At 33.4% G+C, this 23,307-nt stretch carries 18 protein-coding genes; 11 read left to right on the top strand and 7 right to left on the bottom strand.

Annotated elements, in window-relative coordinates:
* Nucleotides 1–3: 3 nt before the first annotated feature.
* Nucleotides 4–747 carry a bifunctional 2-polyprenyl-6-hydroxyphenol methylase/3-demethylubiquinol 3-O-methyltransferase UbiG gene (gene ubiG / locus ACJTDF_RS00935; protein ID WP_407965747.1) on the bottom strand — a complete coding sequence of 248 codons (744 nt, stop codon included), beginning with the start codon at nt 745–747 and terminating at the stop codon, nt 4–6.
* A gap of 184 nt (nt 748–931) precedes the next feature.
* Between ubiG and ACJTDF_RS00930 the strand changes: the two genes are divergently transcribed.
* Nucleotides 932–2,185: an aspartate kinase gene (locus ACJTDF_RS00930; RefSeq protein ID WP_407966194.1), complete on the top strand. Its 1,254-nt coding sequence runs from the start codon at nt 932–934 to the stop codon at nt 2,183–2,185.
* 697 nt (nt 2,186–2,882) lie between these two features.
* On the opposite strand, the gene nhaA is transcribed toward ACJTDF_RS00930, so the two are convergent.
* Complete coding sequence (gene nhaA, locus ACJTDF_RS00925) at nt 2,883–4,232, bottom strand: Na+/H+ antiporter NhaA (RefSeq protein ID WP_407965746.1); 1,350 nt, start codon at nt 4,230–4,232, stop codon at nt 2,883–2,885.
* A 148-nt stretch (nt 4,233–4,380) separates the two neighbouring features.
* A complete protein-coding gene (locus ACJTDF_RS00920) occupies nt 4,381–6,087 on the bottom strand; it encodes a hypothetical protein (protein WP_407965745.1) in 1,707 nt (568 codons plus the stop codon).
* Nucleotides 6,088–6,447: 360 nt separating this feature from the next.
* On the opposite strand from ACJTDF_RS00920, the gene ACJTDF_RS00915 reads away from it, so the two are divergent.
* From ACJTDF_RS00915 to ACJTDF_RS00880, 8 genes are all read left to right on the top strand, one after another.
* A complete protein-coding gene (locus ACJTDF_RS00915) occupies nt 6,448–8,214 on the top strand; it encodes an SLC13 family permease (protein WP_407965744.1) in 1,767 nt (588 codons plus the stop codon).
* A 562-nt stretch (nt 8,215–8,776) separates the two neighbouring features.
* Nucleotides 8,777–9,448 (top strand): tetratricopeptide repeat protein, encoded by a 672-nt coding sequence (locus ACJTDF_RS00910; RefSeq protein WP_407965743.1) that lies wholly within the window; start codon nt 8,777–8,779, stop codon nt 9,446–9,448.
* 4 nt (nt 9,449–9,452) lie between these two features.
* Nucleotides 9,453–10,886, top strand: a complete 1,434-nt coding sequence (der, locus tag ACJTDF_RS00905) for a ribosome biogenesis GTPase Der (protein ID WP_407965742.1) — start codon at nt 9,453–9,455, stop codon at nt 10,884–10,886.
* A 278-nt stretch (nt 10,887–11,164) separates the two neighbouring features.
* Nucleotides 11,165–11,590, top strand: a complete 426-nt coding sequence (locus tag ACJTDF_RS00900; RefSeq protein ID WP_407965741.1) for an AtpZ/AtpI family protein — start codon at nt 11,165–11,167, stop codon at nt 11,588–11,590.
* Between the two features lie 2 nt (nt 11,591–11,592).
* Complete coding sequence (locus ACJTDF_RS00895; protein WP_407965740.1) at nt 11,593–12,351, top strand: F0F1 ATP synthase subunit A; 759 nt, start codon at nt 11,593–11,595, stop codon at nt 12,349–12,351.
* 54 nt (nt 12,352–12,405) lie between these two features.
* Entirely contained in the window at nt 12,406–12,636 is a 231-nt protein-coding gene (locus ACJTDF_RS00890) for a F0F1 ATP synthase subunit C (protein ID WP_006589457.1), read from the top strand.
* 115 nt (nt 12,637–12,751) lie between these two features.
* Nucleotides 12,752–13,408 (top strand): F0F1 ATP synthase subunit B, encoded by a 657-nt coding sequence (locus tag ACJTDF_RS00885; protein WP_407965739.1) that lies wholly within the window; start codon nt 12,752–12,754, stop codon nt 13,406–13,408.
* Nucleotides 13,409–13,419: 11 nt separating this feature from the next.
* Nucleotides 13,420–13,914 (top strand): F0F1 ATP synthase subunit B, encoded by a 495-nt coding sequence (locus ACJTDF_RS00880; protein ID WP_407965738.1) that lies wholly within the window; start codon nt 13,420–13,422, stop codon nt 13,912–13,914.
* A 1,168-nt stretch (nt 13,915–15,082) separates the two neighbouring features.
* Here the strand turns inward: ACJTDF_RS00880 and ACJTDF_RS00875 are convergent.
* The 4 genes from ACJTDF_RS00875 to ACJTDF_RS00860 all read right to left on the bottom strand — a co-directional run bounded on the left by ACJTDF_RS00875 (nt 15,083) and on the right by ACJTDF_RS00860 (nt 19,653).
* Complete coding sequence (locus ACJTDF_RS00875; protein ID WP_407965737.1) at nt 15,083–16,438, bottom strand: L-cystine transporter; 1,356 nt, start codon at nt 16,436–16,438, stop codon at nt 15,083–15,085.
* Nucleotides 16,439–16,832: 394 nt separating this feature from the next.
* Entirely contained in the window at nt 16,833–17,246 is a 414-nt protein-coding gene (gene mutT, locus ACJTDF_RS00870; protein WP_407965736.1) for an 8-oxo-dGTP diphosphatase MutT, read from the bottom strand.
* 133 nt (nt 17,247–17,379) lie between these two features.
* The gene (gene argJ / locus ACJTDF_RS00865; protein WP_407965735.1) at nt 17,380–18,618 is read right to left on the bottom strand and encodes a bifunctional glutamate N-acetyltransferase/amino-acid acetyltransferase ArgJ; all 1,239 of its coding nucleotides are present in this window, start codon (nt 18,616–18,618) and stop codon (nt 17,380–17,382) included.
* Nucleotides 18,619–18,699: 81 nt separating this feature from the next.
* A complete protein-coding gene (locus ACJTDF_RS00860) occupies nt 18,700–19,653 on the bottom strand; it encodes a peptidylprolyl isomerase (protein WP_407965734.1) in 954 nt (317 codons plus the stop codon).
* Nucleotides 19,654–20,071: 418 nt separating this feature from the next.
* On the opposite strand from ACJTDF_RS00860, the gene secA reads away from it, so the two are divergent.
* Both secA and ACJTDF_RS00850 read left to right on the top strand, forming a co-directional pair.
* Nucleotides 20,072–22,786, top strand: a complete 2,715-nt coding sequence (gene secA, locus ACJTDF_RS00855; protein WP_407965733.1) for a preprotein translocase subunit SecA — start codon at nt 20,072–20,074, stop codon at nt 22,784–22,786.
* Between the two features lie 16 nt (nt 22,787–22,802).
* Entirely contained in the window at nt 22,803–23,216 is a 414-nt protein-coding gene (locus ACJTDF_RS00850; RefSeq protein WP_407965732.1) for a Fur family transcriptional regulator, read from the top strand.
* Nucleotides 23,217–23,307 lie beyond the last annotated feature (91 nt).

Raw genomic sequence — 23,307 nt, 5'->3', positions numbered from 1 at the left:
TTATTAAAACCGTTTTGCAAGAAGTGTATAATTAACATCCATATCGCATGAGTAGTTCCAACTATTAGTTAATGGATTATAAGTAAGACCAAGTTCATCAATGATAACTAAAGAATTTGTGCGCAATAATTTTTTAAGTTCTTGAGGTTTTAAAAATTTTTTATAGTCATGTGTCCCTTTAGGAAGCCATTTTAAGATATATTCAGCACCTACAATGGCAAGTCCCCATGCTTTCCATGTACGGTTTAGTGTTGAAACAAACATGAGCCCTTGCGGTTTAACCATTTTAGCCGTAGCCTCTATAAAAAGATCAACATTCGCAACATGTTCAACAACCTCCATATTAAGAATTACATCAAATTGTTCACCTTTATTTACAAGGACTTCTGCAGTAGCGGTGCGATAATCAATTGAAAGGCCACTTTGAATTGCATGAATTTTTGCGACTTCAATATTCATTTGTGCAGCATCAACTCCTGTGACAGTGGCTCCAAGGCGTGCCATTGGCTCACATAATAAACCACCTCCACAGCCGATATCAAGAATTCTCAAACCCTCAAAGGGCATGAGTGAAATGGGATCACGATCAAATGTCAAACAGATTTTTTCCTTAATATATGCAAGGCGTGTTGGATTAAAATTGTGAAGTGGTCGAAATTTTCCTTGTGGATCCCACCACTCATCAGCAATACGCGAAAAATGATCAATTTCACTCTGATCAATCGTTGTACGCGTTCCATTTATCATATCGCTCTCCTTTTATTTAGCTTATCAAGTCATATGAATTCTTTCTAAAGCCATGCACAAATTAACACAAACATATCAGACTTGTGAAAATAATAGATATTAGTTATTTCAAAATAGAAACTTGATACAGTATAAAGCTTTATTCTCATTGTTAATTAAAATAAAAATTATAAGAGTGTCATAAATAATGCGTATTGTAATGAAATTTGGTGGAACATCTGTAGCAAACATTAAATGTATTCGTAATGTTGCACAGCACGTTAAAAGGGAAGTAGATATAGGCAATGAAATTGCAGTGGTCGTATCAGCAATGGCTGGTACAACTAATCAACTTGTACAATGGGCGCATGATATTGCACCGTTGCATGATACTTATGAATATGATGTAGTTGTTGCTTCTGGTGAACAGATAACAGCTGGTTTATTGGCTATTACACTTCAGTCAATGGGAGTAAATGCACGTTCATGGCTTGGTTGGCAAATTCCTATTCATACCGACAGTGCTCATAGTAGTGCGCGAATTACAGATATTGATGGATCCTTTTTGATACAGCGTTTTCAGGAAGGTGAGGTAGCCGTTATAGCTGGTTTTCAGGGTTTAGCTCCAGGCAATCGAATTTCTACTTTAGGGCGTGGTGGCTCAGATACAAGTGCTGTTGCAATGGCAGCAGCTTTAAAAGCTGATCGTTGTGATATTTATACAGATGTTGATGGCGTCTATACAACCGACCCACGTGTTGAACCTAAAGCGCGCCGTTTACCAAAAATAACTTTTGAAGAAATGCTTGAAATGGCTTCTCTTGGAGCAAAAGTTTTACAGGTTCGTTCTGTTGAACTAGCTATGGTTCATAAAGTTCGTATTTTTGTGCGCTCAAGTTTTGAGGATCCTAATGCTATTAGTAGCAGTAATCCAATTGCCCCCCTTGGAACACTTATTTGTAATGAGAATGAAATTATGGAACAACAAACTGTTACTGGTATTGCCTTTGCTAAAGACGAAGCACAAATTTCGTTACGCCGACTTGCAGATCGTCCAGGTATTTCTGCAGCGATTTTTTGCCCTTTAGCTGAAGAGCATATTAATGTTGATATGATTGTGCAAAATATTTCTGAAGATGGTTCGAAAACTGATATGACTTTTACAGTACCATCAGCAGATGTAGAGAGGGCAGTTATACTTCTTAAAAAAAATCGTAAAAAGATTGGATTTGATGTTATCCAATCTGAAAGTGACCTAGCAAAAATTTCTATTATTGGGATTGGAATGCGTAGCCACGCAGGTGTTGCGGCTACAGCATTTAAGGCTTTAGCGGAAAAAGGTATTAATATTCAGGCAATTACTACTTCAGAGATTAAAATTTCTGTTCTCATTGATAGCGCTTACACTGAACTTGCAGTTAGAACATTACATAATGTTTATCGCCTTGATAAGGAATAAGCATTTTTTCTCTTAAAAATCTTCAGAATAAGTGTGAGCTCTCTGCTTAATATACGTATTATTCTCTTCTTAATACACCGTAGATATATTCGATAATATCTTCATACGTAAAAAATAACAAAAAACGATTGTGCTAAACTTAAATGTGAAAACTTTACTCTCCTATCCTTGATATAATATAAAATATCTAATTTTGAATTATAATATCAGCTTCATGTTTCTAGATTTTTCGAATATAAGCTAATGCATTAATGTTTTTAGATTCGAATAGCTAAACTCAATATTATCGCTTCACAACAAAGTTTTCTTCCAAAAAAAAATAAGAAAAAGTATAAGAAAAACAGTTTTTAACTTTGCAGAAAAACACAAAACTATTGCACCCTCACTTTTTTACATTTCTACATTGTAAAATGCATACTTCTAAATATGAATCTTGCAATATAACTTGGGCGTATTGTTCACCAAATAAAGAAAAATGTAGCTATTGAATTTTATTCTTATTATGTTTTACATACTTGGAATGTTTTAAGTTTATGCAATTTATAAGTTTAATTGTTATCCTATGCAGTCGGATTGTACTCTCACCTGCGAAAGTTAACTATTATGTCTTTTAGGATTATGAGAAAATTATATATAAGTTAAATAAACCACCCCCCTTTTAAAGGATGTGGTTAAAATTTAATCATTATTTTCTTTATTAAAATTTATCATGTACTTTTTTATGTTTTTTGATATAAAAGAGACCATATCCAAGGCCGATAAAAGCAGATAAACCAGATCCGCAAAGTACACCAATTTTCGCAGAATCAAGTTGAACAACATCTTTAAAAGCAAGCATTGAAACAAAAATAGACATTGTAAAACCAATGCCTGCTAAAAATCCAATCAGTAAAATTCCTCCCCACGTCATGTTGGGTGGAAAACGACAAAGACCTGATTTTACAGCAAGATAACTAGCAGTAATAATACCAAGTGGTTTACCAACAAATAATCCAATAATAATACCGAAAACAATGAAGAATGATTTATTAGAAGAAAGATCAAAATTTGCAAAGCTAACGCCAGCATTTGCAAAAGCAAAAACTGGCATTATACCGTAAGCTACCCATGGATGTAGTGCTTTTTGAACACGAATTACAGGCGCAATTATATCACGTTGTCCTTTACGTACTTTTTTTAATGTGTGGTGTAGATCTTTGACAGTATTTTTTTCTTGAAGAGATTTTACCGCATTGTTGAGCATTGTAAGTGGAGCTACAAGATGACGAGTAGGAAAAACTGGAGTCATCATGCCTAAAACTACACCAGAAAGTGATGGATGAACCCCTGTTACCATCAACCCCCACCAAATAATTGCACCTGGTACAATATAAAGCCATGCTGATGCAAATCCAATCCACTGAAAAAATAAAACCAATGCAATACCTGCTGATGCGATAGCTAAACCACTAGGATCAAGGTCGGTCGAATAAAAAAAGGCAATGATTAAAACAGCAATGATATCATCAATAATGGCTAATGATAAAAGAATAATATGAAGATTAGAAGGTATGGCTTTTCCAAGAAGAGCAAGAATCCCTAAAGCAAACGCAATATCAGTGGCAGTTGGTACAGCCCAACCATAAGTGTGTCCACCATTTAAGTTGAAGCTAAGATAAATAATCGCAGGGAAACAAACACCTCCTATTGCTGCGACAATTGGCAAAACTGCTTGTTTGAAATTTGCAAGAGCTCCTTCGTGAATTTCTCGCCGAATTTCCATTCCTGCTACAAGAAAAAATACAGTCATAAGAACATCATTAACCCAAAAATGTAGATCCCATGAAAGATTAAAATGGCCAAAATTAAAACCAAGGGATGTGTGCCAAAATGCTTCATAAAGAGAAATATATTTAGAATTGGCAAAAATAAGAGCTGCAGTTGCTGCAACCAACAGAATAATACCACTAAGAGCTTCTATATGGAGAAAACCTTCAATAGCAGAAAGTGCTCGCTTAGTTACAATAGAAGCACGATTAGGTAAGCGATTTGATGATAAATTAGGCATAAAACAACTCCAAATATCAACAATTTTCTAATATATATTTTGTTTATAGATTACTTTCATGATATTTCTGATAATATCATATAAAGCTGAAAAGAAAAACGATAGCTTTTTAATTTAGAACTCAAAGATTTGAAATTAGTTACGTTTTTCAAAAAGATACTTTATTTTTAACGGTTAAACTCATTTTATTTAAAATATTTGATAAATCATCTTGCAAAATATTTTTAAGATCCCCAGCTGTAAAACCTTTATTGTCTTTCGCCCTCATTTTAATTATTAATGTCTGTGGATTTTTAGCAAAATCCCCAAAAGATTTCGAAATATTTTCAGCTTCATCGTGATCTTTTAATAACATTTTCAAACTTTTGGTTACAATTAAATAAAAATAATCATAAAGCTCTTCTTTAAGATTATGCTGATAATCACTATCGCTGAAATTTTGTGCAAGATAAGAGAAAAACTTATCAATGAATCCAGCATCTTTATAATGCAGATCAATTTCAGGTATACTAAAATCTTGAGCAGAAAAAATCATTGCATCTTTTTGACCTGAAAAAAATGCTTTATCAATATTCATTATTTTTGCTGATATATTTCCAGAACCGATATCTTTTATATTAAAAGATATCGCATTTAGCAAAAGTGTACGCTTTTCTTCATTATATGCAACATCAATCCTTCCTGAAAGATTAAAATCTTCAAAATTCATTTTTTTAAGAAAATCTAAGTCATTTTTTTCCATTTTTTTAGATAAAATCGAAAGACCATTGAGAGAAAGCAAAAGTTTCTGAGGTATGGATTGCTGCCATTGACTTGGTCTTAATTCAAATGAATCAAGTTTTGTTTTAAGCTGTGGCATATCAACTGTTGCTTTATCCATGATAACATTAATAGAAGTTATCGCTGAAAAACTATCTAAGAGAGCTGCGTTCCATACTGCTTTTATATCTTCATGATTATTTATCTTTTTTGCATTAAGGTAGGCTTTGATAAGTTGCTCAGGGGAATGAGTCATTGGTTTCATTTTCAAACAAGATGCTTTAAACTTGCCAAGAGAAAAAGAAGTATTTTTATTGTTTTCTCGAAAGAGATCAACCATCATATTATCCAACATAATTGACCCAACAACAGTCTTACTTTTCTTCGTTTTACTTGTACCAAAAATAATAGAGTGAGCATAATCAACATTGATATTATAGGCTTTAATTGCATCACTTTTAACGATTAAATGTATTTTTTGAGTATCATTTGCAACCGTTGATACAAGATTAATGTTCGTTGTTATATTGTCGATACCAATAGAACGAATGTGACCATTTTTAAAATCTGCAATCTGAAAGTTCTTTATGCTTATTTTGTCAGTTGATTTATTACCACCGTTTATGAAAAAAAATAGATCTGGTGCAGAAATTGATGCAATATTAAGACGCATAAGTGGTTGAAAAATAGGAGATTTAATTGTGATATCTTTTTCCTTTAAAGATACACTACTAATAAACATTTTTGGTATTTTTAAATGAATATTATCATATTTTAAATCAACATTATAGAGTGTGAAACTTCCTGGAATGAAGGCAATAGGAGGACGAGCTGAAATAGCACCAATTTTCAGTGATATACCTGTAGGAGTTGGTAAAATAACATTTGTTAAATTAACTTTTCCTACAATACTAACCCCCGATGTTTCAGCATAGATAGAATGACGAACCATTTCTTTTTTTATAAAGCTATCTAGATAGGGTTTTACTATATAAAATCCCCCAACAAATATGATAGCCAAAATAAAGATAAATCCAATGATATACCTCAACCAATTCTTTTTATCACTTTGATATTGACTACTAACATTAGCCATTCTTTTTTCTTTCAGTTTTATCACTCATAATTAAATGTAGATAAATTCTCCTACAATTCATATACGCTATAATATCTATTACACAACTGTCGATTTTTATCACTTTTGCATGTAGAGTTATTATCTTATTTTTTTCAATAAATTTTTATTAACTATCACCAATTTTCTTTAGTTTAATTTTTGCAAAAACTATAATAATTAACAAGAAAATATATGCTAAATATTATCTTTTGATCATTTTTATCACCCATTTAATTAATTACAGTCATGTTTGGTTTGATCTTGTTTCTAGTGATAGGAACAGTTAAAAACGATATGTGCATTTGTAATAATGCTAATTAACAGGGAAAGATGAATCTCATGACAGAAGATCAAATAATGGCTTTTTCTATCATTTGTCTCATGATGATTGTTTTCATTTGGGACCGATTTCGTTATGATATTGTTGCTGTTTGTACTTTATTGATTGCCTGCACAGTAGGTCTTATCAGTCCAAAGGAAGCATTTAGCGGTTTTAGTAATGATATTGTCATTATTGTCGGTAGCGTATTTGTAGTTAGTGCAGCTGTATCACGCTCTGGTGTGATGGAATTAATTATTCAACATATATGGCCTGATGTGAAATCGATAAGGCTTCAGCTAGCTTTTTTAGTTCTCTCTGTCATGCTCTTATCAACATTTGTTAAAAACATTGGTGCTTTGGCTATTATGCTACCAATAGCTTTTCAGTTTGCTCGCCGTTCTCAGGTTACACCATCAGTATTTTTAATGCCAATGGCATTTGGTGCTTTATTGGGTGGTCTTATGACACAAATAGGCACCTCTCCTAATATTGTTATTTCAGCTATGCAAGAACGTTTGACAGGCGCTCCTTTTACTATGTTTGATTTCATGCCAGTTGGCATAGCAGTTGCTATTTCTGGGGTATTATATTTAGTGTTTTTTTCCTGGCGTTTACCTATCCGTGCACATCCGAGTGTATCATTTGATGATGCTATTGATATTCGTAACTATATTTCAGAAGTACATATTCCAGCTTGTTCTCCGATTATTGGTAAAACTATTATTGATCTTGTTAAACCATCAAGTGGTGAAGTTATGGTTCTGCAAATTATTAGAAATAAAATGTTTATTTCTCCTTTGCCGGATTTTGTTTTTTCTGAAGGAGATATTGTTCTATTAGAAGGATCACATAAGGGTTTAGATATTGTCATTAATTCTTCCCGTTTGGAATTTTTTACCGGCCGTACTGTATCTACAAACGATAAAGACAGTGAAATTATTGAAGCAGTTATCTCACATGACTCACCTCTTATCGGTATCAGTGCTAAAAATTTTTCACTTTTTGAGCGTTATGATGTGAATATCCTTGCATTAAGCCGTCAGCATGAAAGGGTTCGGAGAAGACTCAATGATATCGTCTTCCATCTTGGAGATGTAATTGTTTTACGAGGGCAAGATGTAGTCATTCCAAATTTGTTACGGGAATTGAAATGCCTGCCATTAGCAAAGCGTAATATTATGTTTGGTAATTTACGGCATAGTCTTGCAGCTTTGTCTATTTTATTTATAGCAATTGCTTTGACCGCTTTTCAGATTATTCCAGTTGCGTTATCTTTTTTTGCAGCCGCTGTCGCAATGGTTATTTTTCGCGTTCTTCCAGCACGTAATTTATATCAAACTCTAGACGGTCAAATATTGGTATTATTAGCAGCTCTCATTCCAGTAAGTGAAACACTAGAAAAAACAGGATGCACAAATTTAATCGGTCACTGGCTAAGTCAATTGGCCGTATTTTTACCACCATCTGGAGCATTAGCGCTTATTTTAATTACAGCAATGTTAGTGACACCATTTTTGAATAATGCGGCAACAGTAATGGTAATCGCACCAATTGCATCAAGCTTTGCTCATTCTCTCCATTATAAACCTGAAGCTTTTCTAATGGCTGTCGCGATAGGAGCTGGATGTGATTTTCTCACACCTATTGGACATCAATGTAATATGTTAGTAATGGGTCCAGGTGGTTATCGTTTTAGTGATTATCCACGTTTTGGTATTCCATTAGCTATATTAATAGCAGTCGTTGCTGTTCCCATGTTAATGTGGGTCTGGCCATTACAATAAAATAATTTTTAGATAATAGATGTGCGTCGTAAAAAAACTTTTAGATAAAAAAGTGAGATTGAATAATATTATTGAAATTATATGAAACTAAACATTCAGAAAATGATTATTTTTTCTACATACTATACTTAGGTATTTATTTATCCTCTATAAAAATATTCGTATAAAATTTTTACAAGTAGTAAAAAATTGATAATAAGATTAACTTGCACTGTACCTGTTATTCATGCATTATCGTTATATGAACTATCATAAAAAAATAATAACAATTAAATAACCTGCACTATATTTGAATGAGTTATCAGTTGAGTGCAATAAACAGAGCCACTGAAAATAGTTTTTCATGCTTTTTAAAGGTCAAGCACATCAAAGCCATAATATGAATCGATAAATTTTACAAAAATCTTAAGTAGTATAATGATTTAAAAAAATCCAATTGATAAGAACAGACACTCATTCTAATTTTGTCAATTGAAATTATAAAATTTTTTGTTGATTAGGATTACTAATTTTATTCATTTTATGTAAAAGCGCAGACTAATGTTTTTTCAAGGTAGACTATATGACACATGATAATTTTATTTATGAAGTTAATGAAGAACTCCGTCAAGAAAAATTCTATACTTTTTGGAAACGTTATGGTTCTTTTGTTATTGGTGCAATTATTATTTTTGTTTTGATGATAATTGTCTATCAAATTTATCAGCAGCAGCAGATAAATAAAGCCAATAATGTTGGTGATACATTCATAACAGGCCTTGATTTAGCTGATGCACATCATTTCGATGAAGCGATTAAGAAATTTAAAAGTGTTAAAAAATCTGATTTTGGTGGATATCCTTTTCTTGCAGATTTACGTGAAGCCTCTTTGTGGATGGAACGAGGTGATACTGCTAAATCAGTAAAAATGTTTGATATGATTGCAGCGGATGAAAAAGCACCACAGATTTTGCGGAAAATTGCAAAAATTCGAGCAGCTTATATTTTAGTTGATATAGGAACATTTGATGATGTAATGCAGCGTGTTAAAGAAATGGCTAATGATATTGATCCTATGCGCATGTCTGCAAGAGAGGTCTTAGGCTTAGCCGCTTATAAAGCGGATAAAATGGAAAATGCAGTTTATTATTTCCAAAAAATTGTTGAAGAGAATGCTCTAGTATTTAAAATAACGGATCGAGCAAAAATTATGCTTGAGCTTATTCAAGCGAGTGGAAAGGTAAATAAGGAATAAATTGATGAGCCTTACCATTGCTATAGTTGGTCGGCCTAATGTTGGTAAATCGACACTATTTAATCGTTTGGTTGGGCAAAAGCTGGCTCTAGTTGATGATCAACCAGGTGTAACCCGTGATCGACGTACCCATTCAGCTAAGCTTCAAGATCTTCATTTTGATGTAATTGATACAGCAGGATTGGAGGAAACAGATAACCATACACTTGAAGGACGTATGCGTTCTCAGACAAAAATTGCCATTGATGAAGCAGATCTTATTTTATTTGTGCTTGATGCTAAAAGTGGGATCACACCCAGTGATCTAGATTTTTCTTCACTCATTCGTAAATCAGGAAAACCAATCGTGCTCGTTGCTAACAAATCTGAGTCAAAAGCAGCGATAGCAGGAGAATATGAAGCATGGTCATTGGGATTGGGTGAGCCTTGCCTAATCTCTGCTGAACATGGTCAAGGTCTCTCAGACCTTCGTGATGCTATTGTAGCTGCTATTGGTACAGATAAAATTTTTAATCTGATGAGAGAAAAAGAAAAGGTTTATACTGCTGCACAGGTTTCATCTATTAGCGATAATGTTGGTGACATAGTAGAAGAGGATTCTGTTTATGATGAAAAAAAAACCATTCGGATAGCAATTGTTGGTCGCCCAAATACAGGGAAATCAACACTTATCAATAGCATGTTAGGGCAAGATCGTTTACTGACAGGACCTGAATCTGGTATTACGCGTGATTCTATTTCTGTAGATTGGGAATGGAATAATCGTCGTATTAAACTTTTTGATACTGCAGGCTTGCGTCGAAAATCAAAAGTTCAAGAAAAGTTAGAAAAACTTTCTGTTATGGATTCTTTACGCGCAATCCGTTTTGCTGAAGTCGTTGTAATTGTTTTTGATGCAACAGCATCTTTTGAAAAGCAAGATTTACAAATTTCTGATCTTGTGATTCGTGAAGGACGTGTTCCTATCATTGCTTTCAACAAATGGGATCTTATTGAAAACCGTCATGAAACATTAACTACTCTATATGAAAAATGTACTCGCCTTCTTCCTCAGGTACGTGGCTTGAGAGCTATCCCTTTATCAGGTCAATATGGTCAAGGAATTAATAAATTGATGGAAAATATTACGATGATACATCGTGTATGGAACCGTCGTATCTCTACAGGAAAACTGAACCGCTGGCTTGAAACGATGCTTGTTAATTATCCACCACCCGCTATTTCTGGACATCGACCTAAAATTAAATACATAACACAAGTTAAGACACGTCCTCCTGGATTTGTTATTTCTTGTTCACGATCAAAAGAAATGCCTCAATCATATTTGCGTTATCTTTCTAATGGGCTGCGAGATAAATTTGATATGCAAGGTGTACCAATTCGTCTATCTCTGCGGACATCTGATAATCCTTTTGCAAGACGCGCAAAAAAGAAGTAATTTTCTTTTACATATTGTTAAATTTTATAAAATTAAAAATCAACATTTAATTACTTATTATAGAACAACAAGTATTTGCAAATCTGTTAAAATTTAAGATATGATACTCTTTTTATTGGATTTTTTACGTAATAAAATAAATTTTAGGCGTTTTTATTTATCTATAAAAATCTTTGTGGTAGAGTGCTTTTGAGGACTTGACGAATAAATCTGACAGCAATATGCTAAATAAAGCTTGATCGAGTATATTGTAACCTTTTTTGCTTAAGGAGCCAGTTATGGCGAAGGGCGATGATCCCGATATGCCACAAAAGGATGTTGAGAGATATAAACGCAAACAAGTATCTTCTCTTTATTCAGAGGATTTAGAATTTCGTAATCGGAATTTAGAATTAGCTTTAATCAGTAAAAAAGTGTTAAAGAAAGAGCAGTCTGAAGTTGGAGAAAAAGAGCAACAAAAAAAAATGGCATATGCTGTTAAGTTGTCGAGTGAGTTTCTGGCGAATATTATTGTAGGAGCTGTTTTAGGATTTGGGTTTGACAAATTAGTAGGTTCATTACCATGGGGATTAGTGTTTTTTCTTTTTCTTGGATTCGTTGCTGGTATACTAAATATTCTTCGATCTATGAAATATATTGCTCCCAGCCAATTAGGACGACATAGTGCTTTGCAACAAAATAAAGAAGATAATAAAGAGGTTTAAAAGTGACATCGCACGCACCGGATCCTATCCATCAATTTGAGGTTTCACGATTGATTAATATTTCCATTGGAAATGTCGATTTGTCATTTACAAACGTGTCGTTTTTTATCGTTTTGACGGTTGTTCTCTCTTCAGTATTTCTTTTCATTTCATCATCAAGTCGTCGGTTAGTCCCAACACGGATACAATCTGTTTCCGAAATGCTTTATGAGTTTGTAGCGTCAACTTTGCGAGAATCGTCTGGTACGCAGGGAATGCAATTTTTTCCTTTAGTTTTTTCGTTATTCATTTTTGTTCTTATTGCTAATTTTATTGGCTTGTTTCCTTATTTTTACACAATTACTTCCCAAATTGTGATTACTTTTTCATTAGCAATGTTAGTAATTTTAACGGTAATTGGATATGGTTTTTATAAACATGGACTCAATTTCTTAAAGCTTTTTGTTCCCAGTGGCGTTCCTGTGATCATACTACCTTTGGTTACAATGATTGAGGTTATCTCTTTTTTATCTCGCCCTATTAGCCTTTCATTTCGCCTGTTTGCTAATATGCTTGCAGGTCATATCACGCTTAAAGTATTTTCTGGCTTTATTGTTTCAATGGTTGGAATTGGAATCATAGGTATGGGCGGTGCAATTTTATCACTTGCCATGACTGTAGCAATTACGGCTCTTGAATTTTTGGTTGCTTTTCTTCAAGCTTATGTTTTTACAGTTCTAACTTGTATGTATATTAATGATGCGGTCCATCCAGAACATTAATAAAACCGGCGGGTTTCCGTCAAATTATGCAATTTCGCTTTAAAGGAGAATGATATGGAATTAGTACTTGCAGCAAAATATATTGGAGCTGGTCTTGCTTGCTTTGGTATGGCTGGAACCGCACTAGGTCTTGGAAATATTTTTGGAAGCTATCTTTCTGGTGCTTTACGGAATCCATCAGCAGCAGATAGTCAATTTGGTCGTTTAGTATTTGGTTTTGCTGTTACAGAAGCTTTAGGTATTTTTTCATTGCTTATTGCTCTTTTACTTCTTTTCGCTGTCTAATTACTTTCAAAAAGCATGTCTGTTTTATAAATTGTTTGAGAACAGACATAGCCTTTTAGCTCTTAATAAAAAGAAAGTTATTACTTACTAAAAGCTTTGATTTAATAGAGATAGAATGATTATTTCGAAGGAAAATGAAATGTTAATTTCCAGCGATGATGTAGAAGATACTAAAATGCCGGATCATTTTAATAATAAGGCAGAATTTGATCATGATAATACTACAGTGCTAGAATGTCATGATGGTAAAGTGGAGTTTAATAGTATTACAGAGCATGCGAGTCGTGTCTTTCCACCTTTTGATTTTGTGTATTTTGGTTCACATTTTCTTTGGTTAGCTATTTCTTTTGGATTTTTTTATCTCTTCATTTCTCGTGTAATCGTACCGCGTATTGGTGGTGTTATTGAAACACGTCGAGATCGGATTGTATCCGATTTAGATCAGGCAATGCGCATAAAACAGGAAACAGATACTGTAATTGAAATTTACGAAAAGAAATTAGCAGAGGCTCGTTTAGAAGCAAAGAATATGATACAGGCAGCAAATAATGAAATTAAATTAAAGGCTGAGCTCCAGCGAGAAAAAATTGAAGCAGCTTTGGAGAAAAAGCTAGAAGATGCTGAAGATAAAATAAAAAAGATTCAAAATAAAGCAATGCAGAATATTAATTTAATCGCAGAAGAAATTACTTTCGAAATCATTAAGAAGTTAGTTGATGTTGATATTAGTAAAAAATCTGTTAGTTCAGCTGTTAAAGCTGTAAGTCATTAAGGATTGCAAAAATGACTGATACGTTTTGGGCTTTTATTGGATTAGTTCTTTTTTTAGCGCTTTTAATCTATTTTGAAGTTCCCAATGTGATAATACGCAAACTCGATACACGTGCAAAACATATTAAAGATGAACTTGATGAGGCTCTTCATCTTCGTGAAGAGGCACAGAAAGTGCTTGCTGAATATCAGCGTAAACATCTAGAGATAGAAAAAGAAACACAAGAGATTATTGCTGATGCTAAATGTAAAGTTGATGCTATGATTGCTGAAACTCGCATAAAAACAGAGGAATATATAAAGGATCGCAATCGGTTAGCGGAACAAAAAATTGCTCAAGCTGAAGCTAATGTAGTTCGGATGGTTTCTTCATCTGCTATTGATTTAGCAATTTCTGCTGCAAATAGGCTTCTTACAAAAGAATTAGATGCTGAACAAGCTAATAGCTTGATTAAAGAGTCTCTTGTTCAAGAATCCCTAAAAAAGGTAGAAACATATTTTAATTAATATGTTTTTATTAGCATTTTTTTTAAATATTAAGAATGAATATTGCGTTTGTTGATTATGAAGACTTTTCTTAGCTTTTTAGCTATATTATTGATGTAAAACCTTTCTTATCACAAACAGAATTTTAAGAGAAAAATTGTTTGGTGAAGCATTGGATTGAGATAATAAAAGAAGAAATTGATCGTTTGAATTTTACTTATTTTAATTTTATCACAAATTTTACAATAATTAAGGTAGTGATTAATATAGACCTTTCTTTATGACTTGAAATTGCTGATTAAAATAACGAAGAGCTTTAATTTTATTAACAATAAAAGTTTTATTTGTCAGAAGTAAGATACAAAAGCTCAACACTAAGGGTTTCTCTTTTGAGAAAGAGAAATACTCTTAGTTCAGAAAATAATATTAAAGTTAGAGTTGTAATCATAGCCTTATAAAACGGCACTTTATAATGCACGTAAACTGTGTGAACATTGGGAGTAAAATCCGATTTATATATTAGGTAAAAATCGTTTTAATAATACTCTTTTATTAATAACAAAATTTTATAATCGCAATTAATTTTTATCAAGATAGAAACTACTATCTTACAATAGCTATAAAAGTAAGCAACTTTACCATAGTCTTATAATTTATTATAATAAGAAAAATAGCAATGTTTCTTAGTTTACAGATTATGAATAATTTGATGAATTAAATATAAAGTTACCATATACAAAATAAAAAGATATACTATATCTCAAAACTTGCAATCCAAAAGTTGAATTTCTAGAAGAAGTAAAATAATACTGATAATTATAAAATTTATTGTACCAGAGCTTCTCAAGACTTCAGAAACATAAAAGAAACTAATTTTAGTAAAGTAAAAAACTATCACAAAAAGGCAATTGCTTGATCTATTATAGACTAGCATCTATGAAAATACAGAAATTTTCAACAGTACAGAAATTTCTAGAAGAACTAAAATTGATAAAAGGGTTTAGATGGTAACATCTAAGGTTATAAAAACTCAAATTTACAGCGAAATTATATTTGTGATAATGGTCAAGTTTGTGAGATATTATATTTTACGGAAAGAGGCTATTTTATAAGGAAGCAAAATTATCAATAAGTAACAAAGATTATATCAATAATAAATATGAAAAAGCCGATAATCTTAATATGAAAATCATTCTTCAAAAATGCTTTTATCCGTTGTATGCAATATCTGGCTTGTCATAGTTCCAGCTAACATTGAACCATTTACGTTAAGAGCCGTACGCCCCATATCAATTAAAGGTTCAACAGAAATGAGTACAGCTAGCAAAGTAACAGGAAGCCCCATAATTGGCAAAACAATTAACGCAGCAAAAATAGCTCCTCCTCCAACACCAGCAACACCAATAGAACTTAATGTTACAACACAAACAAGAGTAGCTATCCAGAGAGGATCGAGAGGATTAATGCCAACAGAAGGGGCTATCATAGTCGCAAGCATTGCTGGATAAAGGCCTGCACAACCATTTTGACCAATTGTTGCACCGAAAGAAGCCGCAAAACTTGCAATTGAATGCGGAACACCAATCCATTGAGTTTGTGCTTCGATATTTAAAGGAATACTAGCGGCACTTGAACGACTACTAAAAGCGAATGTTAAAACAGGAAAAACTTTTTTGAAAAAACGGAATGGATTAATACCTGAGATACCAAGTAATATGCCATGAACTCCAAACATAAGGGTAATACCAATATAAGAAATAACAATAAAAACCAGTAATTTTAAAATATCTGCAATATTTGAAGTTGCTCCCACCTTAGTCATTAGAGCAAAAATACCATAAGGTGTTAAAGAAATTATAATACGCACTAATCGCATAATCCAAGACTGTATAATTTGAATCAATACAAGCGCTTTCTCCCCTTTATCTGGTTCATCCTTTTTTAAAAGAATAACCGCAGCTCCTAAAAAAGCTGAAAAAATAACAACGCTAATAATTGATGTAGCCTTTGTTCCTATTAACTCAGCGAATAAATTTTGAGGAATAAATGATAAAATCAACTTTGGTATACTGATATCTTCAAGCTGAGAAGTATGACTTGCAAGAATAGTAGATATATCTTCTCCTCCATGTACTAAAGTACTTGCAGTGAGTCCAAAGAAATTAACCATCAAGATACCAATCAACGCAGAAAAAGATGTTGTCAAAAGGAGTATTGAAATTGTTATTATGCCAATTCTGCCAACAGCATAAAAAGAATGCAAATGTGCTACTGCCGAAACGATAGAGATAAAAACCAATGGCATAACAATCATTTTTAATAACGATATATATCCATCACCAACAATGTTAAACCATTCAACAGATTCTAATAGAATAGGATTGCCTTCCTTATAAATAATCTGCAAAACACTACCAAAAATTAAACCAATGATAAGACCTAGTATAACGTGCAATGTAAAATTTTTTTTAATTCTCTTGTAACAAACAAGACATAACAAAAAAATAACAAATAAAAATAAATTAATAAAAAAACCAAATATCATTATTTATTCCTATTATTATTTTTAAAAATTAAAAAATTATTCACAAATAAAATGTAAATATTATTATAATAAATATAAAAATTATTATTTTTTTATAATATTTAATATAATTTAAAAATATTTTTTATCTATAAATAATTTATTTCTAATAATTATTTTATCTAAAATAAGGTGACTTAATAAAAATAAATGTACACATAATGAATCTCGTATTCCAACACAAAACAATGTACAACAATAATCAAGCAATTTATCTAAAACAATAGTTAAATCTCTTCTGATTATTTCAAAAACCTTACTTTAAAAATACAGTTGCCTAAGGATTTCTTAACCGAAAAATATTGAGTGAAAGAAATTTCCCATTGTTTATCAATATTCTCCCTTTATCAACATATTAAAGAAGAAGGTTTTTTAGAACTTGAATCAATGGCTTATCAGCGTCAGGCATAGAATATTCATCAAGACTGCTAATAAAAACCCATTCTAAATTTTGTCCTTCCCGTCCTTTTGGAATCCCCTCATAACGGCGGCAAATATATAACGGCATTAACAGATGAAAAGTTTCATAATTATGGCTTGCAAATGTTAAGGGTAATAAATTATTCGGTTGAACATAAATGCCAAGCTCTTCTGCTAACTCACGAATTAATGATGCCTCTGGCGTTTCACCATTTTCAATCTTTCCACCAGGAAATTCCCATAAACCAGCTAATGATTTTCCTTGAGGCCGTTGTGCAAGTAAAACCCGATTATTCGGATCTAATAAAGCGCATGCAACAACAAGAAGGAGTGGATTTTTTATATGCATACTAATGGCCAAAAAAGTAATAGGTGACTATCATTTTTGCTATTGTAAAGCCCTATCCCAGAATAAACAACTAAATATCCAGTATTTTTCAGAAGTATATAAATACTAAATATTCAAGTTTATGTTTTATTAATCAACTTCTATAATCACTATTGACCGCAACATATTCCTTCGTTAAATCACAAGACCAGACTGTTGCTTTCCCACTCCCAAGACCGATATCAACACAAATTGTAATATGTTGACTTTTCATATAAGCACTCACTGATTCTTCGCTATAATGAGGATCACGTTCACCATTAAAAGCCACACGATGTTCACCAAACCAAATTTTTAATCGATCACGGTCTGCTTCAACACCTGCTTTACCAATCGCCATAACAACTCTCCCCCAATTAGCATCTTCACCCGCAATAGCTGTTTTTACAAGTGGTGAATTTGCAATTGATAGAGCAATAGTCTTAGCAGCACTATTTGTTGTAGCACCAATAACAGATACCTCAATTAAATGACGGGCTCCTTCACCATCACAAACAACTTGTAATGCAAGTTCATGCAAAAGCTCACGCAAGTTCTTTGCAAATATCCAATAACGAGGATCTAATTGGCTTGTCAAACAAGGGAGGCAGCCCTTCGCTTTTCCTGTTGCAAAGATCATTAATGTATCAGACGTCGAAGTATCACTATCAACAGTAATCGAATTGAAAGTTTCCTGAACAGCCTCTGACAACATCATTTGAAGTATATCTGAAGAAATCTCTGCATCACTTACCACAAAAGAAAGCATTGTTGCCATATCTGGTGCAATCATACCAGCGCCTTTTGCAATTCCATTAATAGTAACAAGCTCCCCCCCAAAATCAAACTGACGCGTTGCAAGTTTTGGAAAAGTATCGGTTGTCATAATAGCTTTTGCAGCTTCTAACCAGCATCCTTCCTTTGCTTTAGAAACCATATCAGGTAAAAGATTTAAAATACAAGCCTCAACCATTGGTTCACCAATAACACCTGTAGAAGCTATAAAAATTTCATTTTCTCTCGCCTTTAAAGCACTAGATGCGGAACGTACTATTGCATTTGTTGTCTGCTTACCTTTGTACCCTGTAAAAGCATTTGCATTTCCAGAATTAACAACAAGACCCCTAGCAACCCCATAAAGAAGCGATTCACGACAATGATCTACAGCAGAAGACCTACACTTTGAACGTGTAAAAACACCTGCCACATTAGCTGGCTCATCAAACACAATAAAAAGAAGATCTGTACGACCTTTATATTTAATACCAGCTTCAGCTGTAGCTATTCGCACACCAGATAATGGTGGGAGCTCTTGTATTTGTTTAGGTGACAAAGGCGATATCTTTACAGCCATTAAATGCTTTTCCATAAATGTAATTGAATACAATCATAAAGGTGCTGGGCCTTGTAAAAATGACCCAGCATAAGAAAAAGATTATTCTCCCCCCTCTAAATTGGATGCTTCACCTAGAAATGGTGCTTCATTTTCATTAAAAGATTGCATACGTTTTGCAATATTAGAATCAGGGTATTGTACATTGACCTTACTTCGTAAGTCAGTGATAAGTGTTTGATAATGTTCTCTTATAAGCTGTGTACGCAATACCTCTTTGACATCGTCAAAGACAGGAGGTTGTTTCAAACGACGATCCTCTATCTTAATAACATGCCAACCAAATGGACTTTCAATAGGTTTTTTAGTATATTCGCCTACTTTCAAATTAAACGCAGCCTCTTCAAATGATTTAACCATTTGACCACGACTAAAATAACCAAGATCTCCACCAACAGCAGAAGAACCATCTGTTGAGTCTTTTTTTGCAATTTCCTCAAAGTTTTCACCTTTATTCAAACGCTTAATAATTTTTTCTGCTTCTTCTTTTGTCTTAACTAAAATATGGCGTGCTTTAATTTCATCTTCTTTAGGTAAAGCAGCAATTTCTTTATTATAAAGGGCTTTCACATCAGCATCTGCAATCTTGTCAACAACCATCTCTTTAAAATAAAGTTGCTGAAGAATATTATCGCGCATTATTGCCATACGTTTATCATAAGCTTCTGTCTTATCTAAGCCTTTTTGCAGTGCTGCTTTAGCAAGTGCCTGCATATCCAAATAAGCTTTTAAGACCGTTACACGACGTTGTTCATCCGGAACACGAACTAAATTAGGATTTATTTCGAGTGCTAGCTCATCTAATTGCCCCGCTGTAATATTTTTCCCATCAATCACTGCTATTACATGAGAAAGAGAAACTGGTTTTTCAGTAGCGTTCTCTAAAGTACTTAAATCATTTTTCGCAGACTTTACACTTTCTTGGGCTATCACGCCCGTATGTACGCTAACTAATAAAGTTGAGGCCAAACATAGTGCCCTAAAATTGAATTTCATAAATATACTCCCTTTTAAAAATTAATGCATTTTCAAATTTAAATTTTTTTACCATAGCACTTTAAAATCTAGACATAGATAAATTTGATAATTTTATTTCACACAAACAAAAAAATGATCCTTCTATTCTATTACACTTTATTCCAGATAATACAAAACATGATAATATAGAAAAATGTCACATTATACCCTAAATTACTTCATACCTTAATTATTCAAATAATATCACTAAAGTTGACATGACGCTTTTAGGCCCTTAATCTCTATTTTTAGAAAAAAATGAAAAAAACATTATATATTACTTAACATAAAGCGCTGCACACACCTAATTATATCAAGCGTTTTAGGTAATGCAGAGTGATAGGTACAATTTATAAACACCCATTGCGGTGATAACAAATGAAAGAAAGGACCAGAAATGGTCAATTTAGGTGCTCTTGCGCATAAATTTTTTGGTTCGGCTCATGAACGCCGCATAAAAGCACTTCGCCAAAAAACAATACAAATTAATGCCTTAGAAGAACAATTGCAGAAATTAAGCGATAAGCAATTACACCAAAAAACCGCGGAATTTCGTAAAAGATTAACTGAAGGCGCAACGGTTGATTCGCTATTACCAGAAGCATTTGCAACTGTTCGTGAAGCAGCAAAGCGTGTTTACGGCATGCGCCCCTTTGACGTACAGCTTATTGGTGGAATGGTTCTTCATAACCGAGGAATTGCTGAAATGCGTACTGGTGAAGGTAAAACATTAATGGCAACCTTACCAGTGTATCTTAATGCCTTAGAAGGAAAAGGGGTCCATGTTGTCACGGTTAATGATTATCTTGCCGGTCGTGATGCTGAAACAATGGGGAAAATCTACGATTTTTTAGGTATGACAACTGGTGTTATTCTCAACCATCTTGATAATGATTCTCGTCGAGCAGCTTATGCATGTGATATTACTTATGCAACAAATAATGAATTAGGATTTGATTATCTTCGCGATAATATGGCTTTTGATCGTAGCCAAATGGTACAACGTGGCCATCATTATGCAATTATTGATGAAGTTGACTCAATTCTCATTGATGAAGCACGAACCCCGCTTATTATTTCTGGTCCCTTAGAAGATCGTACTGATTTTTATAATCTTATTGATGCATTTATTGCTTTCCTAACACCAGAGGATTACGAAATAGATGAAAAACAAAAAACAACAACTTTTACTGAAATTGGTACTGAAAAAATTGAGGAAATACTTAAAAAAGCTGGGCACCTCAAAAATGAAAGCCTCTACGACATAGAAAATGTTACAATTGTCCACCATATTAATAACGCTCTAAAAGCACATAAATTGTTTATTCGTGATAAAGATTATATTGTCCGCAATGGTGAGATCGTTATCATTGATGAATTTACTGGTCGTATGATGCCAGGGCGGCGTTATTCTGAAGGATTACATCAAGCATTAGAAGCCAAAGAACATGTCACTATTCAACCAGAAAATCAAACCTTAGCTTCTATTACTTTCCAAAATTATTTTCGTATGTATAAAAAATTATCTGGTATGACTGGAACAGCTATAACGGAAGCTGAAGAATTTAATAATACATATGATCTTGAGGTTGTTGAAGTCCCTACAAATTTACCCGTTCAACGCCGTGATGAAGATGATGAAATTTATCGAACAGCAGAAGAAAAATATCGAGCCATTGTTCGCGATATTCGTCAAGCTCATGAAAAAGGACAGCCTATTCTGGTTGGAACTACTTCTATTGAAAAGTCGGAACAATTAGCAGAACGCTTACGGAAAGAAGGTATTACTGATTTTCAAGTTTTGAACGCTCGCTATCATGAACAAGAAGCACATATTATAGCGCAAGCAGGTGTTCCTAAAGCGTTGACTATTGCAACCAATATGGCAGGTCGTGGTACCGATATACAACTTGGTGGCAATGTTGAAATACGTATTCGGCAAGAATTGCAGAATATACCTGAAGGCCCAGAACGAACCGCTAAAATTGAAGAAATCAAAAAAGATGTTCAACAACTTAAAGAGACAGCGTTAGCTGCTGGGGGTCTTTATGTTATCGCTACTGAACGCCACGAAAGTCGTCGAATTGACAACCAACTTCGCGGTCGTTCTGGTCGCCAGGGTGATCCTGGACGTTCAAAATTTTTTCTTTCTCTTCAAGATGATCTCATGCGTATCTTCGGTTCTGACCGTATGGATAGTATGCTGCAAAAGCTTGGACTAAAAGAAGATGAAGCCATTATCCATCCATGGATTAATAAAGCTCTTGAGAAAGCTCAAAAAAAGGTTGAAGCGCGGAACTTCGAAATTCGTAAAAATCTTTTAAAATATGACGATGTGATGAATAATCAACGCCAAGTTATTTTTGAGCAACGCATGGAAGTTATGAATGCAGAAAATTTAACTGAAATGACCGTTGAAATGCGTAATGAAGTCATTGAAGATCTAGTAGAAACCCACATTCCATATGGAACATACGCAGAAAAATGGAATGTGAAAGATTTACAAAAGGAACTATATCAGGTTTTCAATTTAAACCTTCCAATAGAAAAATGGGCAAGCGAAGAAGGAATTGTAGAAGAACAAATTGTAGAACGCATAACAAAGGCTGTTGAAAAATTTGAAAAGGAACGCTCTGAACGCTATAGTCCAGAAATAATCACTTACTTTCGTAAAGCTATACTACTTGAAACAATTGATATGTTATGGCGTGAGCATTTAGTTCATTTAGATCATTTACGTTCTGCTGTTGGCTTCCGTGGTTATGCACAACGAGATCCTCTCAATGAGTACAAAACAGAGTCATTTGAACTCTTTCAAACTATGCTTATCAATCTCCGTAAAAATTTTATTTCTAAATTCATGCATTTTGAAATTATTCAACAACCCGTAGAATCAAAAATACCGGAAAGATCTCGCTCCCAATATCCTTCCAGTAGTCAGAGCGAAAAAAATAACATTACAGCATGGACGCAGATAAACGAAAATCGGTTAGTTAATCCCCAAAAACGCAATCCTAATGATCCAAAAACATGGGGAAAAGTTGGACGAAATGAATCTTGTCCTTGTGGTTCAGGAAAAAAATATAAGCATTGTCATGGATCCTTCACCTAAAAAATCAAAGAATTAAATGAATAAACAAAGTTATGAAAAAGAATTGCGAATCGCCGGTCTAAGAGTAACGCGTCAAAGACGTATCATTCTTGACGTTTTAGCCGACACAGATGATCATCCGAATGCATTTGAAATTTTTCAGCGTGTTCATAAAATAGACTCTAGTATTTCGCTATCAACTGTTTACCGCACAATGAAAACATTAGAAGAAAATGGAACTATTCATCGCCATGCCTTCAATGGGGGACCTTCTCGTTTTGAACAAGCAAAAAGTGAACATCACGATCATCTTATTGATATAGACACAGGAGAAGCTATTGAATTTCAATCTGCTATCATTGAAAAGTTGCAAGAAGAAATTGCCCATTCCCTTGGCTATAATATTGTTCATCATCGTCTTGAAATTTACGGAAAAAAACGCACTTCCTAAATTAATAAACCTATGTGTATAATAAAAGAAACTACTTATGCACATCAAGTTTTTACATAAATTTATTCTAAAATTCTATAATTTGGTTGGC

Origin of the sequence: Bartonella bennetti, assembly GCF_045945445.1 — a bacterium.
Taxonomy (GTDB): domain Bacteria; phylum Pseudomonadota; class Alphaproteobacteria; order Rhizobiales; family Rhizobiaceae; genus Bartonella.
The sequence above is the reverse complement of the archived record's forward strand: the minus strand, read 5'-3'. Positions and strand labels throughout refer to the sequence as shown.